Raw genomic sequence first — 14,845 nt, forward strand, 5'->3', positions numbered from 1 at the left:
ATGCTAAACCTCGCTGGCAAAACGGAGCGCACAATCTGGCGCCTTTACCTGTTCTGTAGAGTGAGGTGGCGATTTGTTAAGGGCTCTCGTGATTTTATTTCCAGAGGGGCCGTTCAGACCCGATCAATCCGGGTCCATAGCCCCCAATAGTGATCAATGCGCAGCGGCAGGATATCTTTCAAGGCTGCCAGGGCCTGATCGCTGTTATCCAGATTGAAGACACCTGAGATACGCAAAGAAGCCGCAGCATCAGAAACCTGCAACACCCCACGCCGATAAGGACGCAGCGAGTCGATCACTTGTCCGAGGGATTGATCACTGACCTCCAGCAAACCACGCACCCAGGCACCGGGATCGGTTGGGCTGACCGGCAATGGATGTAAGCCCAGCGCATCCAGACGCGCGCCATGCCCGTTAGTCAGCGCTAGCGCCTGACGCTGCGACCGGAGCTGCGCAGTGCCGGTTTTCAACCAGAACTGCGCGTGATCCTGATACTGGCTCAGCAAACACCGACCGGAGGCCAACTGCGCGCTGCCGTCCTTGCAAACCAACTGGAACGGACGGTCTTGGGATTCGATGCTTGCCATCAGACTTCCGCGCAGCAAACGCACCGTGCGCATGCTCGCGGTGAAATTCACATCGATAGCACTTTCTGCGTTCAAGGTCAGGCTGGAGCCATCCGCCAGAACAAACGTCTGGCGCTGGGCGTTGGCAGTCGTAATATCTGCGGCCAGCCTGTCCAGCGGCATGCCCGGCCAGGTCACCAGCCGAGCGGCCAGCGCACAACCGCCAACGGCCAACGCACCGCGCAGCAAATGACGACGACTGGTCCCGGTAATCAAGACCTGACGGGCGCGGCTGCCGGACAAGTGCGAGAACGTCTGATCAAGCCGTGAACGCAGACCATTCCATGCCGCTACGTGGGATTGATCAGCCGCAAGCCAACGCTCAAACGCTTGACGTTCCCCTTCAGTGAACTGTCCTGAAGCCTGGCGAGCATGCCATTCGATGGCCTGTTCAAGGGCTACGGGCAGCTCGCTCATCGCTCAACCGCACAAATGGCTTTGAGGCCTTGCACAACGTATTGATGCACCCGCGGTGCGGAAACACCGAGTTCAGCGCCGATCCGGGCGTAGGTCCAACCGTCCAGCTGACTGTAAAGAAAAGCAGCTCTGGCCCTGGAAGAAAGGCCGTGAAGCAGCTGGTCCACCTCCAGCAAGGCTTCCATCACCAGATAACGCGCTTCGGGAGAGGGCTCGAACAGTTCGGGCTCGGCGGCCAGCGATTCGAGATAGGCACGCTCCAGATCACGCCGACGCCAACTAGCAAATATCAGCCTTTTGGCAATCGTCGTCAGTAAAGCTCTAGGCTCACGGATCACCTGCGTATCGGGCAACGCCACCACGTGGGCAAACGTTTCGGCGGCCATGTCCGCTGCGTCATGGCGACACCCCATTCGTGCACGCAGACGATCCAGCAGCCAGCCGTGATGCTCGCCAAACAGGCGAACAAGTAAGTCATTACGACGTTGCAGAACGTGAGACATCTCGATTGCCAATGAAAATCATTAACAAATGATGCAGGCTTGGAAATCCATTGGCAATACGTTTGAATGGGCAGTGGCCTGTATGACCCGCAGAACCCACACGCGTCACAACGTGATTACGACGACAAGCGTTTCACCGTGGATCATTTCCACACCAAGCTGTTCCAGTTGACCGAGGGTTTTCAGACAGCTACGGGTGTTCGTATGGCGCAGGTCAGGCATTCCCGTATGAAGCGTTTTCTGGATGAGCTGATGCAGGAAGTCGGTGCACCGCAAACCTTTTGACCGGGCGGATCATCGGAAATTTGACGCCAAATTCTGCGATGTCACAAAGACATCACATAACTGCCCTATAACCCAGTCTCCGATGCGTCTATCGACTGGGTTTGCCTGCCGTGAAAAAGTTAATACATGCCATTTTCCGCCGACGTTCCGGGGCTACTTCTGAGGCTACCGCTGTCCTGCGCCGCTTCAGGATCACTCAGCGTCTGGTGATCTGTTTCGGGATCACTTCGCTGCTTACCGTGGGACTGGGCGCGTTCTGTCTGCTCCAGATGCAGGAGATTCGTAATCAGGGTGAGACCGTGGAAAGCGGCTCGCTGCCCAGCATCGCCATGGCGGATGCGCTGGCGATCACACTGATCAAAATGCGCAGCGAAAGCATCCGTCTGATCGCCAATGCTGACGACCCCGGCGCAGTGGTCACCAGCAAGATCAACGTCGAAACCCTGAAGAATGATGCCGAAAAAGGCTTCGCTGACTATCTGGCCCACGTCAAGGACAACACTGAGCGAGATTCCCTTGTCGCGTTGCAGGATGCTTACAAAGCGTTCATCCCAGGCCTTTACGACGAGATCGCGCTGATTGAACAGCGCAAGATTGAAGACGCGCGCATGCTGGCCAATACCATGCTGTCCTTGCAGGGCGACCTGATGGACATGCAGGTGCAACTGCTGCGCGAACTGAACAAGCAAAGCGCGGCAACTGCTGTCGAAAATGCCAGTGCCAGTTACGCCCAGACCCGGATCATCGCGCTCAGCGTTATCGCCGCCGTACTGACCCTGACTTTGCTGCTGGCCTGGCGCTTGAGCGTCAGCATCATTCGCCCGGTCCGTCAGGCGTTGAAGATTGCCAGCACCATCGCTAATGGTGACCTGAGCCCGCAGACGATCCCCGAAGGCAAGGACGAAACGGCTCAGTTGTTGACGATGCTCGGCCGGATGCGCGGCAATCTGCACACCACCATCGAGCAGATCTACGCGGCGGCCAACCAGCTTTCGCAGTCGGTGCAGGAAATGGGCAGCATCGCCGAATCCGGCGCGGAAAACCTGAAGCTGCAGAACAGCGAAATCGAGCAAGCAGCAGTCGCGGTCAACCAGATGAGTCAGGCGGCCATGGAAGTCGCCAGCAATGCCAGCAACACGGCAACCGAATCTCTGGCGTCGAACGAAGCGGCGGCCAACGGTAAAGCGCGCCTCGCCGACACCATTGGCTCGATCAAGGAACTGACCGGCAGTGTGCTAGATACTTCGCATCAGGCTGAAGGGCTTGCTGAGCGCACTTTGAGCATCAGCAAAATCCTTGATGTAATACGCGCGATTGCCAATCAGACCAACCTGCTGGCACTCAATGCCGCCATCGAAGCCGCCCGTGCGGGTGAGGCCGGACGCGGGTTTGCTGTGGTGGCCGATGAAGTTCGCTCCCTGGCGCAGCGCACCAGTGCGTCGACCACGGAAATCGAAGGACTGATCAACAGCGTCCAGCAAAGTACCCAGGAGACGGCACAGGCGCTGCGGCTAACAGCAACGCAAGCCAACGTGACCCTTGAACAGGCCGCCGCCACCGGCGAAGCATTAACCGTAATTATCAGCTCAACCTCCACCATCAACGACCGCAACCTGCTGATCGCCAGCGCTGCAGAACAACAGGCACAAGTAGCCGGCGAAGTGGACCGCAACCTCAGCAGTATTCGCGACTTGTCGGCTCAAAGCGCATCCGGCGCGCATCAAACGACGGTCGCCAGTAATGCGCTTTCAGTGCTGGCGACCGATCTAAACGTCATGGTTCAGCGTTTCGTGCTCTGAACAAATCGGTAATGCATGCTCACGGTGGCAGGTAATAAATATTTACCGCGACCCATTTATTCGTAATGGCACATTGCTTCAATATTGAGGCGCCCCAAAACCTCGGGGCAGATTGCCAAAAAGGATATGAGCATGCTGAAAGCCGCTGTATGGACTGCAACACTCGCCACTCTGACGTTTGGTGCCATGGCTCAGGCCGATGTCAACGTCAAGCTGGGTAGCCGGGAGCGTGTCACCCAACTCTTCGCCTTCCCCAACAATTGCAACGTGATCTGTTATCGCAACTGGACGCTGGAACAGACGGTCGAGCACTACTTGACCCAGAGCGTGCAGCGCGACGGCTACACCGGCAAAGTCACCGTCACCAACGACAATGACGTGATCTACGCGCAGATCAGCGGTGTGCCGGACGGCTATGACAAGCCTCTTTCCCAACTGCTGGACGCAGGCGACCTGGCCTACAACGGCGCGCAAAAACTCCTGGCCTCCGGACCCGACAAATGGCAGTACAACTGGTATTTGTTCCTGCCGCTGGGCATGGCGCTGGAGAATCGCAAAAGCGTTGAACTGCTGCACTTCCCGCCAGATTATTCGCTGACCCAGGCTCAGGACTATCTGAAGTCCAACACCACCGACCGCTGGGCACAGTTGCTGACCTACAACGGCATCCCGACCGCGCAGACGCCGGGTTATCAGACCATCATCGATATCGCGCCGATTGCCGCGCCAGCCTCAGCGGGCAGTTCGCTGGAAGGTGTGTACAGCTATTTCCAGGATTACCAGACCACGATGGTCAAGCAGTTGAGCCAGAACGCTGCGGGTACGTCGCTGCCGATGGTTGCGTTTGGTGCGCCGGTGCGTAACTGGATCAAACAACAATACTCAGCCAGCGTGCCGGTGCTGGGTCTGGCGACGATCAGTCCGAATCCTGGGCAGAACGTGCCGGTGCTGGGCTCGAACCATCCAAGCTATATCTGGTACGCCGCTGACAAAGCCAACTATGGTGGCGATGAAGCCAAGGCAGATGCCGCCGGACTGGCGGTCATGGGGCAGGATTTGAGTGCAGCCTGCTGGCAGGCAGGAATGGGCCAGAAACCAGGCGCGGACCCGAAGGCGACATTGAGCAGTTGCACACAGAACTGGCAGGTGACCAACAAGGCCAAGACCTGTGTTCTGTTCTACACCGACGTGCGCAAGTTGACTCAGGCGCAAGCTGACGCCAAATGCACGAGCAGCACGGTATCCCGCTCGCTTAAACAGCTGCAGAAGCCGCTGACAGCGCCAGCGGTTCATCCGTATATGTAAATAATGCGCGGTGTCCCGGGTAACATTCTCTCGCGGATGAATCCGCTCCTACTGGCTGGTGCGGTCTCTGTGGGAGCGAATTCATTCGCGAAGGGCTCGGTAAACTCAATAGATATTCATTGACCTACTGCCGTCTTCGCGGATGAATCCGCTCCCACACAGACTGTGTGAAAACGTCGCGAGCGACGGCAAGACAAGGCAAAAACAGGCGAAAAAGCGGAGTCTAGGTGTTCTAAATGAGCATTTTTCGCCTGTTTTTAACGCAGTATTGCCGAGCGCAGTAGTTTTCACACAGTCTGCACAGGGTTTTGCATCCAACCGGACTACTTACTCCCCCAACGGACGCAAGCGGTACTGCGGCGGCAGTTGCTCAAAGCCGCTGATGGTCGCGTTCAGGCTTTTCCAGCGGCCGTCCTTGATGCCATAGATGCAACCATGGATCGAGAGGCTCTGCCCGCGATGCCAGGCGTTTTGCACAATGCTGGTATGGCCGACGTTCGCCACTTGCTGGATGACGTTCAGCTCGCACATGCGGTCAACGCGCTCTTCCTCGGTGGGCAACTTGGCAAGAGTATCGCGGTGCTCGTAATACAGATCGCGAATGGTGCGCAGCCAGCCATCGATCAGGCCCAACTGGCGATCCTGCATCGATGCACGGACACCGCCGCAACCATAGTGGCCGGTGACCAGGATGTGTTTGACCTTCAGCACGTCAACGGCGTACTGGATCACTGACAGGCAGTTGAGGTCGGTGTGTAGCACGACGTTTGCCACGTTGCGATGCACAAACAGATCACCCGGCAGCATGCCGACGATCTCGTTGGCAGGTACGCGGGCGTCCGAGCAACCTATCCACAGGAATTCCGGGGTCTGCTGGCGTGCCAGCTTGGCAAAAAACTCAGGATCTTCCTTGGTGATCGCATCTGCCCAACGTTCGTTGTTGTCGATCAGGTCTTGTAGCTCGTTCATGTGTCATGCCTCGAAGATGTGCCAGCTTATGACTGGGGCTCGACGATCCGGGTCACTAACTTCTGTTGTGCAGATTCGCGATCCGCTCGTGCAAGCAAAGTGAATCTTCAGAATAGGTGCCGGTCCACCTTTCAAGCCCCTTAATAACGAGGATTCGCCATGAATGATTCCCGCCGCCCTTACGGTGCAACTCAACCCGAACCGATTGACGATAACGAAGACCGCATGGGCTCCATGCGTGAGCTGAACTTCGACGACAAAGGCGACGATGCACGCATCGGCGACTTGATCCCGGAAGACGAACTCTCCCGTGAAATCCCTGAGCAGCGCGTCCGTGAAGCAGGCCTTACCGGCGCGTCGACTCCGGATCATCATCCGACTGACGACGATCTGGATCCAGAGATTCTGATCCGCGAAGACGGTGCCCGCTCCGCTGAAGAAGAAGGCGAAGACAACCCCGCCGATTTCGATCTGACAGTAGTCGACGAAGATGACATTGGTGGTGGTGATGGTCTGGATGAGGCTGAGCTGGGCCGACTGGATCCGCTGGATGGGAAGCCTGAGAAGCTTTTGTAAGTAGAATGCGTTCTGGACTTATGGGAAACCCCATATTGGCTTGCCAGCCGACATCCAGTGGGAGCGAATTTATTCGCGAAGAAGCGCGTACATCCGGACCTATGTTTCGCCTGGAACACCGCCTTCCCGAATAAATTCGGTCCTACCGGGGATGACTCTGGTCAGTAGTCTGGATTACTCAAACAACGTACACGCCATGACCAGCGCATCTTCGCGGCCGCCAGCAACCGGGTAGTAATCCCGGCGGCGGCCGATTTCGTTGAAGCCGAAGCGCTCATAAAGGCGATAAGCCGCGCGGTTGCTGTCCCGCAGTTCGAGGAAGCATTCCCGTGCATTCAACTGGTAAGCACGTGACATCAAGTGCTCAAGCAGGCGCAAACCCAGACCGCGGCCCTGGCTTTCCGGTTTGACAGTGATATTGAGCAGATGAGCTTCGTCGATGATGACCTGCACGACGCCATGCCCGACCTGTTGGTTTCCTTCGAACATCAGCCAGATTTCGTAAGACTTGAGGCCATCCAGAAAAATGCCGCGAGTCCAGGGATGGCTGAAAGCTGCGTACTCAATCTTCAGTACAGCGTCCAGATCCGCCTCGGTCATCGGGCGGAAGGTTATTGCGTCACTCATCGATCGGTTTCCAGCGCGCCATCAGCCGACGCATGGCTTTCCAGACATCGGCCTTGCGTTGCGGCTCGTCCATCAATAATTCCAGACCCGGCAACGCCCAGGCAGAACCCAGGCCTTCAACCTCGAGTTCACTGTTATAAGCCTCGGCATTGGCTTCCCCGGCAAAGCGCACCGACGGCAGACCGACCAGCCAAAGGCATGCGCAAGGCGCTTCTTCCAGACGAGCCGAGACAAAACCCTGAACGAAATCACGTGCAGCTTCAGGCCCTTGATCAATCTGGCCACGACTCAGCAGCGGCCAGCGTACTGGCTCGCCAATGATCTGCGGGCTGTCCGGCAAACCGGCGGCGCGCAGCATGTCCTTGAGCAGCAGATAAGCCGGATCACGACTCTGGAACGCCTGGCCTGTGGGTAACTCCACCAGCACCATGCAGCGACCGGTACGCAGTAGCTGCAACGAAAAACGCGGCGGCGGCACAACAGCAGCCTTGACTGGCGCAGGAGTAGCCTCGTCTTCGGCGACCGCAGGCTTGCGGGTAGTGGCGGCCGCAGGTCTCGGCACTTCGATCTTTGGCCGTGCAACAGGTGCCGGACTCGCCGCAACGGCGCTCGCCACCTGATTGACCGCAGCTTCAGGCACCGCGATATCCGCCACCGGTTCAACCTGGGGCGCAAGCGGAGCAAGCAGCTCCGGACGTGACGGAGCCGCAAACGGCAGTTCGGTGCGCGGCAGCCAATTGACCACCTGCATGGCAGTCAAATAAGCGCGGCGGCGGGACTCGTTGAGCAAAGGTCAGCCACCTGTGGATAAGTTAGGACGGCGATTCTACAACTCTTCGCCAATTCCCGCCGCAGTTGATCGCCCGGAGATGAAATTTGAGGCGTGCGATGCAGTACAATCGCCGCTTTTATTTACCAACAGTCGGCCTACCAATGATCGAACCCAAGCGCGTCTTGCGCGCCCTTGCCGAACACTGGGCGCTTCTTGAGCCGCTGTGCGAACATTTCGACCAGGGCACTCTGAGCCTGAGCGAATTGCGCTTGCAACTGGCGGCACAGCAACTGGATAGCACCCCGCAGGACATCACCAACCTGCTGGATGTGTGGATTCGCCTGGATATCCTCGTTCCAGTGGCGAAAAGCCCTAACCGTTTTGAACTCAACGCGCAGATTCATGACTTCCTGTCGTACCTGCGTCGCGAGCACCGTTTGGGCCTGTGCCTGGAAATCGAAGCCTATCTGCGCCATCTGGAGCGTCTGGCGGGTTATATCCAGGACGCCTTTGATATCCGCGACGCCAATGACCTGGCCCGGCAACTGCGCCTGCTGGACATGCGCGTGCGCGACGTCCTGAAAAAGCTCGCCAATGACGAGCAGGCGCTGGTGGGTGTCGCCGATCGCGCCAAGACCAGTGATCGCCAGATCCCGCTGCGTCAGCGTTATGCAGAAGTGCTGGCCACCTGGGACGAATACGTCGAGCCGATGATTCAGTTGGTAAACGCTGACGGCGCTTTCGAACAAGGCGTGCGCAAGGTCGAGAACGTACTGCTGCGCTTGCTGACTGAGCAGCAACGCCTGGGCCAGCTGGTCGACGACGACATGCTGCTGCGCACCCACGCGCGCATCCTTGAGATGCAGACCAGCGCTCAGTTGACGCTGCGTCATGCCCGCGAACTGCTGCTGCCGCTGCGTGAAGAAGCGCGCCGCCACAACGCAGTCACCCGTGGCGCAGCGTTGGCCCTTTCGGCGATTCGTCGTAAAGGCATCGATGCAGTGCCGCAAGCGGCGATGCCGATGTTCACCCGTCCGCAGAGCACCTTTCTGGGCAGCGCGAGCCAGGTCGAGGCCTACGTGTATGCGCTGGCCCGCTTTGAGCCGAAACCGGCGAAATTTCCCAAGGCCGGTGTTGGCAAACGCAAAGGTGATTCACCGCAGGCGCCCCGCACGGTCAAGGAAATGCTTGAGCGTTGCGAAGACGCCCTGCCGATGCCGGACCTGATGGTCTGGCTTTTGGAACAGGAGCCGAACGGCGCTACTGACGAATTGCTCTACTGGTTCTCGCGCCTGTCCCGCGAGAAACGCTTCACCCGCGAACGCCTTGAGCGTCGTGACTACTTTACCCAGGAGCATCAGGTCAGCCTGCGCTCCTTCGCCCTGCTCGCCAGCAGTGATGAGCTAACGGGGAACCCAGCCAATGCATCTTGATCTTTCCGAAATGTCGCAACTCGCGCCGATCTTCCGCGAGCTGTTCAAAGGTTTCCACATCAGCCGCCGCGACCCGGAGCTGTACGCGCAATTGTCCAACGCACAGGATCAATACCGGACGCTGTTCAAGGCGCTGGGGTTTGAACTGGTGTGCGACACCCGCGGCTTCTATTACTTCGTCCCGGATCAGGCCGCTGCGCAGGTCAACAAGACCGCGCAACGTCTGGCGCTGTTCACGTTCATTCTGGTTGAACACCTTGCCGACCAGGGTCGTGACCCGGTAGCCGTGCTGGACGGCGGCAGCCTTGGCCGTGATGAACTCCCGTCGATGCTGGAGAAGTATCGCGACCTGTTCTTGCAGGCCGAAGTGCAGACCCAGGACGAGTTGGAAGAGAAAATCATGCGCCGCATGACCCAGTTGGGTTTCGCTGCTGAAGAAACCGGCATCTACCGCTTCCTGCCGCCGATGCACCGCTTCCTCGACGTTTGTCTCTCGGTACAACAGGACCGCGACCTGGCCGCCAGCCTTCACAGCGTTCTGCCATTGCCAGTGCCGGTACTGATCGACGAAGACAGCGATGAAAAGCTGCTGCAAACCGATGACCCACTGGACCTCGCCGAATTCGAAGACGTGGAAGAAACCGAAGAGCAGGCCCTGGCCCGCGCGATCGCTGACGAGCAACAGGAGATGGATGCATGAGCCAGGAACGCTACGGAATCCGCCGCTTTGCCCTGCTGAATACGGCCGGTTACAGCCTTGGGCTGTTCCCGCTGGAGCACCCGTTGTCGGTGTACGGGGCCAACAACCTCGGCAAGAGTGCCTCGATCAACGCACTGCAATTCCCTATTCTGGCGCGCATGTCGGACATGAGCTTCGGCAAGTACAGCCTGGAGCAGTCCCGCAAGTTCTACTTCGCGTCGGACACCAGTTACATCCTGGTTGAAGTTTCCCTGCCCCACGGCCCGCACGTCATTGGTGTGGTCGGACGTGGCCCGGGTGGCGGTTTCGGTCACCAGTTCTTTGCCTATGCGGGCAAGCTGGATCTGGGCCATTACCAGAAGAACGACACCTGCCTGCGTCAGAAAGAGCTGTTCAGCAACCTGGAAAGCCAGGGCCTGAAAGCCTATGAACTCAAGCCCGACGAACTGCGTCGCTTGCTGGTGGGCGGTCACACGTCTATTCCGCTGGACCTGACGTTGATCCCGCTGCGCTCCACCAGTGAACAGAGCCTGAAGACATTCCGGGCGCTGTTCATCAACTTGCTGCACATGCGCGAAATCACCGCCGCCAAGCTCAAGCAGCTGTTCCTTGATGCTTTTGAACACAGCCTGCGTTCCGGCAGCGTGGATTACATCGCCGCGTGTGAAGAAGCCTTCCGCGACGTGCGACGCATGGAGCAGGACTACAACTCGCTGGTCAAAGCGGGTCCATTGGTCGAAGCGCTGGCGGCAGGTGTCGCTCAGCGTGATCTGTTGCGAGGCAAGCTGCATCGCCTGTCGCCGCTTCTGGATTCGTTGCTCGGCACCTGGATGGATTACTCCACCGCGCGTAAGGAAGAGCTGGTTATCCAGGCTGAGCATTACCGCAGCCAGCAGGATGAACTGCAGAACGATCAGCGCGGCGGCACACAGGAGCTGATGCGTCTGGAGCGGGAAATCAGCAGCATTCAGCGCTGGATCGGCGAACTGGCGGTCCTCAAGAATCGCTTCGCGCTGGTTGACGACGCCAAAGTGCTGGAACAACAGTTGCTGGCCGCCAAGGATGCTCACGACGAACTGGCCGGTGCTTTGGCGCAATCCCGTCAGTTCAGTGCCGAAGATCTGGACGAACGTCTGCGCGATCTGGAAAAACGCCTGAAGTCAGTGAAGCAACAACTCGATCACGCGGACAACAACAGCTATGCCCGTCTGCGTGAAGAGTTCTCGCAGCCGGATGTAGAGCGCTTGATGCGCCTGTTCAACAGCGCCCTGTTCAGCTTGCCACTGGGTGAGCAAGGTATCGCGCTGGATGATGGTGACGCTTGGGTCAAATCTCTCGAAGCCATCCTTGATAGCTTCAAAGGCGACCAGTTCCAGGTGCCGGGCCTGTCGATCAACCTGACGAACATCGAGCCGCCTGCCCTGCAAGCCCTGGCTGACCGTGCCGCATTGCGTGATCAGAAAGAACGTCTCGAAAAAGAACTGAAACAGCTCAAGACGCAGCAGGCCGTCGCTTCCGACCGCGCGGCCAGCAAAACCCAAACAGAAGCCTTGTATCAGCAGGTGCTGGATGCACAGAAAGCGCTGGAAGACTTCCGTCGCTGCCAGACCCTGAGCGCTGAAGAGTCCGAAAAGCACGAGCAACTGGCACAGATGGAAGCTGCGCAGGATGAACTGAAGCGCTCCAGCGATGCGTTCACTGAACGCGTCCAGCAACTGTCCGCCAAGCTTCAACTGGTCGCGCGCCAGATTGGCGACCTGGAGTCCAAGCAACGCACGCTGGATGACGCCTTGCGTCGTCGTCAGTTGCTGCCTGCTGATCTGCCGTTTGGTACGCCTTACATGGATCCGGTGGATGACTCGCTGGATAACCTCTTGCCATTGCTCAACGATTATCAGGACAGCTGGCAAGGTCTGCTGCGCAGCGATGGTCAGATCGAAGCGCTGTATGCCCAGGTACGCCTGAAAGGTGTCGCAAAGTTCGACAGCGAAGAAGACGTCGAGCGTCGTCTGCAACTGCTGATCAATGCTTACGCACACCGTACCGACGAAGCACTGACGCTGGGCAAGGCTCGCCGCGCAGCCGTGACCGATATTGCGCGAACGTTGCGTAATATCCGTAGCGACTACGACAGCCTTGAACACCAACTAGCCCTGTTCAACCGTGAGATCAACAAGCGTCAGGTTTCCAACCTGGCCAGCTTCCGTATCGTGCTCGCTCCCAACAAGGAAGCGCTCAAGCACATTGACCAGATTATCCATAGCGCTGGCCAGTACGAAGAAGGCGAAACGCTGTCGGTGTTCGACCTGAGCCAAAGCGCTGAGCAGGACAACAAGAACGAAGAGGCCAAGGAGTATCTGGCGCGTCTGGTGGCGGCAAACCATAACCAGCTGGGCTTGAAAGACCTGTTCGAACTGGCGTTCGAGATCACCAAGGTCAACGGCCAGCCGGTGATCCATACCGACATCGACGGCGCGGCTTCAAACGGCACCACGATGACCATCAAGGCGCTGACCAACATGTACCTGTTGCTGCACTTGATGGACCGCGATCAAGCCGGCCGTGTGCGCCTGCCTTACTATCTGGACGAAGCAGCAGACATCGACGAGAAGAACCAGGCAGCGCTGCTGGAGACGAGTCTGCAACTGGGCTTTGTACCGATTCTGGCGAGTGTGAAGCCGCAAGTATCGGCGCACGTGGCAATCGACCTGGAAGGCGGCAGCGGGCCTAACGGCATCTACATTGATGAGGCGGACTGGAAGTACATCCGTCGCCGTGATGAGGTGAAGGCGACTGTTTCTGAAGTCGCTGAGGAAGCGGCTGAATAAGCTGAGTCCGCATGAACAAAAAAGGCCGCATGAGAATGCGGCCTTTTTTGTGGGCGTTATTTTTGTGGGCTTGGTGCGGCGTTCGTTAAATCTTGAACTGACCCACCATCTGATTCAGCTCAACGGCCAACCGCGACAGCTCTTGACTGGCAGCATTGGTCTGATGAGCGCCGTCGGCAGACTGCAGCGACAGATCACGGATGTTGACCAGGTTACGATCCACTTCGCGGGACACTTGCGCCTGCTCTTCTGCAGCACTGGCGATAACCAGGTTACGGTCGGAGATTTCACCCACGCTGCGGGTGATTTCCTCAAGAGCATCACCGGCGCTGCGAGCCACCTCCAGAGTGCTTTGAGCGCGGCTACTGCTGTTCTGCATAGAAGCTACGGCCTTGCTGCTACCTTGCTGGATGCCGCTGACCATCACTTCAATTTCTTGCGTGGACTGCTGAGTGCGATGGGCAAGCGCCCGGACTTCGTCAGCCACAACAGCAAAACCGCGCCCGGCTTCCCCGGCACGCGCAGCCTCAATGGCGGCGTTAAGGGCCAGCAGGTTGGTCTGCTCAGCGATGGCGCGAATCACGTCGAGAACCTTACCGATATCTTGAGTCTGGTCAGCCAGACTGCGGATCTGCTCGGAAGTGACTTCGACGTCAGTAGTCATTTGCTGAATGGCAGTGACCGTTTCCTGCACGCGCTGACGACCTTGCATGGCCGAGGTGCTGGATTGCTGCGAAGCAGTCGACGTGTTCACTGCGTTGCTGGCCACTTCCTCGACGGCAGCCGTCATCTCGTTGACGGCAGTAGCGGCTTGTTCGATTTCGTTATTTTGCTGCTGCAAGGATCGCGAACCTTCCTCGGTCACCGCATTGAGCTCTTCAGCGGCTGAAGCAACCTGAGTGGCCGAGCCGGAAATACGCTGCAGGGTGTCTCGCAGATTCATCTGCATGGTTTGCAGCGCTTGCTGCAGGCGCGTGACTTCATCACGGCCATTTACTTGGGCGGTAGTGGTCAGATCACCGCGCGCCACGTCTTCCGCAGCCCTTACAGCCTCGCTGAGCGGACGAACGATGCTGCGGGTCAGAAGCACTGCCAACAGGACAGTCAGTACGGCAGTCAGAACCAGAACGGCAATGATGATGTTACGTGCGCTGATGTATTCACTCGCAGACTCTGCAACGGCAGCGTCTGCACCCTGACGATTAAGCTCCAGCAAACTTTCGACCAAAGGTGCCATTTGGTCTGAGTACTTCTTGAGCTCACCGCTGATCAAACCTGGAATCTCAGCATCACGTTTGGCCAGTGACGCTTGACGCAGTTTGTCCTGAGCGACCAGATAGTTAGCCAGTGCTTCTTTGAACTGCTGAAACTTGGTGCTCTCTTCCGGGCTACGAACCAAAGGCGCGTAAGCAGCGACGATGGTGTTGGCCTTCTTGGTCAACACCTCAAGGCGGGCTTCGGCTTTGTCGATGTCCGCCTGGGTGCGGTTGACCATGATCAGGTAAGACATGGTACGGAATCGCGAGGTGGTATCAGCTAACTCTCCCAGCAGCCGAGTGGACTTCAGCCAGCCTCCGCCGAGATCCGTCGTGTTTTTGTTGAGGCCGGACATTTTGTCGAGACTCATTACACCGAGGAACAGAACGAATAAAGCCATGAGGGAGAAACAGAGAGCGGCGCGAAGGGCAATTCCAAGATTACGCAGTGTCATGCGGGCTGAACTCACAGAATGAAGTTAGCAAGCTATCGGCTGCGATCCCGGAAGATGAAGGTGTATCTGTATGTTTCATTTAGCAGTGGTAGGAGCGAACTTGTTCGCGAGGGGGCGGTATATCCGCAGCTTATGTATCGCCTGACAGACAGCCTTCCCGAATGAATTCGGTCCTACCGAGCTTGGCGCATGGACGGTAGGAGCGAACTTGTTCGCGAGGGGGCGGTATATCCGCAGCTTATGTATCGCCTGACAGACAGCCTTCCCGAATGAATTCGGTCCTACCGAGCTTGG

12 protein-coding genes and 1 pseudogene are annotated in these 14,845 nt (G+C 57.9%); 7 read left to right on the forward strand and 6 right to left on the reverse strand.

The features are described 5' to 3' along the window. Positions 1-113: 113 nt before the first annotated feature. Positions 114-1,043, reverse strand: a complete 930-nt coding sequence (locus tag KDX30_RS25005; RefSeq protein ID WP_231677781.1) for a FecR domain-containing protein — start codon at positions 1,041-1,043, stop codon at positions 114-116. Beyond that, a complete protein-coding gene (locus KDX30_RS25010) occupies positions 1,040-1,546 on the reverse strand; it encodes a sigma-70 family RNA polymerase sigma factor (RefSeq protein ID WP_049826918.1) in 507 nt (168 codons plus the stop codon). The genes KDX30_RS25005 and KDX30_RS25010 overlap by 4 nt, the downstream gene beginning before the upstream one ends. A gap of 66 nt (positions 1,547-1,612) precedes the next feature. Here KDX30_RS25010 and KDX30_RS25015 point away from each other — a divergent pair. The 3 genes and pseudogenes from KDX30_RS25015 to KDX30_RS25025 all read left to right on the forward strand — a co-directional run. Further along, positions 1,613-1,831, forward strand: a pseudogene (locus KDX30_RS25015) (HD domain-containing protein); the annotation flags it as partial. A 176-nt stretch (positions 1,832-2,007) separates the two neighbouring features. Then, positions 2,008-3,630, forward strand: coding sequence for a methyl-accepting chemotaxis protein (locus tag KDX30_RS25020; RefSeq protein WP_231677783.1), 1,623 nt, complete (start codon positions 2,008-2,010; stop codon positions 3,628-3,630). A gap of 132 nt (positions 3,631-3,762) precedes the next feature. Beyond that, the gene (locus KDX30_RS25025; RefSeq protein WP_122708500.1) at positions 3,763-4,935 is read left to right on the forward strand and encodes a hypothetical protein; all 1,173 of its coding nucleotides are present in this window, start codon (positions 3,763-3,765) and stop codon (positions 4,933-4,935) included. 327 nt (positions 4,936-5,262) lie between these two features. On the opposite strand, the gene can is transcribed toward KDX30_RS25025, so the two are convergent. Then, positions 5,263-5,904, reverse strand: coding sequence for a carbonate dehydratase (gene can / locus KDX30_RS25030; RefSeq protein WP_027900176.1), 642 nt, complete (start codon positions 5,902-5,904; stop codon positions 5,263-5,265). 159 nt (positions 5,905-6,063) lie between these two features. On the opposite strand from can, the gene KDX30_RS25035 reads away from it, so the two are divergent. Beyond that, positions 6,064-6,480 (forward strand): serine kinase/phosphatase, encoded by a 417-nt coding sequence (locus tag KDX30_RS25035; protein ID WP_122396325.1) that lies wholly within the window; start codon positions 6,064-6,066, stop codon positions 6,478-6,480. A gap of 174 nt (positions 6,481-6,654) precedes the next feature. Here KDX30_RS25035 and rimI read toward each other — a convergent pair whose 3' ends face one another. Then, positions 6,655-7,107, reverse strand: coding sequence for a ribosomal protein S18-alanine N-acetyltransferase (rimI, locus tag KDX30_RS25040; protein WP_027900174.1), 453 nt, complete (start codon positions 7,105-7,107; stop codon positions 6,655-6,657). Beyond that, on the reverse strand, positions 7,100-7,897 hold the full coding sequence (locus tag KDX30_RS25045; protein WP_027900173.1) for a hypothetical protein: 798 nt from the start codon (positions 7,895-7,897) through the stop codon (positions 7,100-7,102). The genes rimI and KDX30_RS25045 overlap by 8 nt, the downstream gene beginning before the upstream one ends. A gap of 143 nt (positions 7,898-8,040) precedes the next feature. Between KDX30_RS25045 and mksB the strand changes: the two genes are divergently transcribed. From mksB to mksF, 3 genes are read left to right on the forward strand one after another with little or no spacing between them, the layout of a single operon-like run. After that, entirely contained in the window at positions 8,041-9,312 is a 1,272-nt protein-coding gene (gene mksB / locus KDX30_RS25050) for an Mks condensin complex protein MksB (RefSeq protein WP_231677782.1), read from the forward strand. Next, positions 9,302-10,012, forward strand: a complete 711-nt coding sequence (gene mksE, locus KDX30_RS25055) for an Mks condensin complex protein MksE (protein WP_027900171.1) — start codon at positions 9,302-9,304, stop codon at positions 10,010-10,012. The genes mksB and mksE overlap by 11 nt, the downstream gene beginning before the upstream one ends. Continuing rightward, entirely contained in the window at positions 10,009-12,840 is a 2,832-nt protein-coding gene (mksF, locus tag KDX30_RS25060) for an Mks condensin complex protein MksF (protein ID WP_122708503.1), read from the forward strand. The genes mksE and mksF overlap by 4 nt, the downstream gene beginning before the upstream one ends. A gap of 85 nt (positions 12,841-12,925) precedes the next feature. On the opposite strand, the gene KDX30_RS25065 is transcribed toward mksF, so the two are convergent. After that, the gene (locus tag KDX30_RS25065) at positions 12,926-14,551 is read right to left on the reverse strand and encodes a methyl-accepting chemotaxis protein (protein ID WP_122396327.1); all 1,626 of its coding nucleotides are present in this window, start codon (positions 14,549-14,551) and stop codon (positions 12,926-12,928) included. Positions 14,552-14,845 lie beyond the last annotated feature (294 nt).

The sequence above is a fragment of the Pseudomonas quasicaspiana genome, assembly GCF_021147825.1.
Lineage (GTDB): Bacteria > Pseudomonadota > Gammaproteobacteria > Pseudomonadales > Pseudomonadaceae > Aquipseudomonas > Aquipseudomonas quasicaspiana.

Bases quoted from the DNA above. Each gene is read 5' to 3' on its own strand.
- KDX30_RS25010 (WP_049826918.1), bottom strand. From the start codon at position 1,546: ATGTCTCACGTTCTGCAACGTCGTAATGACTTACTTGTTCGCCTGTTT.
- KDX30_RS25025 (WP_122708500.1), top strand. From the start codon at position 3,763: ATGCTGAAAGCCGCTGTATGGACTGCAACACTCGCCACTCTGACGTTT.
- KDX30_RS25005 (WP_231677781.1), bottom strand. From the start codon at position 1,043: ATGAGCGAGCTGCCCGTAGCCCTTGAACAGGCCATCGAATGGCATGCT.
- KDX30_RS25035 (WP_122396325.1), top strand. From the start codon at position 6,064: ATGAATGATTCCCGCCGCCCTTACGGTGCAACTCAACCCGAACCGATT.
- mksE (WP_027900171.1), top strand. From the start codon at position 9,302: ATGCATCTTGATCTTTCCGAAATGTCGCAACTCGCGCCGATCTTCCGC.
- mksF (WP_122708503.1), top strand. From the start codon at position 10,009: ATGAGCCAGGAACGCTACGGAATCCGCCGCTTTGCCCTGCTGAATACG.
- mksB (WP_231677782.1), top strand. From the start codon at position 8,041: ATGATCGAACCCAAGCGCGTCTTGCGCGCCCTTGCCGAACACTGGGCG.
- can (WP_027900176.1), bottom strand. From the start codon at position 5,904: ATGAACGAGCTACAAGACCTGATCGACAACAACGAACGTTGGGCAGAT.
- KDX30_RS25065 (WP_122396327.1), bottom strand. From the start codon at position 14,551: ATGACACTGCGTAATCTTGGAATTGCCCTTCGCGCCGCTCTCTGTTTC.
- rimI (WP_027900174.1), bottom strand. From the start codon at position 7,107: ATGAGTGACGCAATAACCTTCCGCCCGATGACCGAGGCGGATCTGGAC.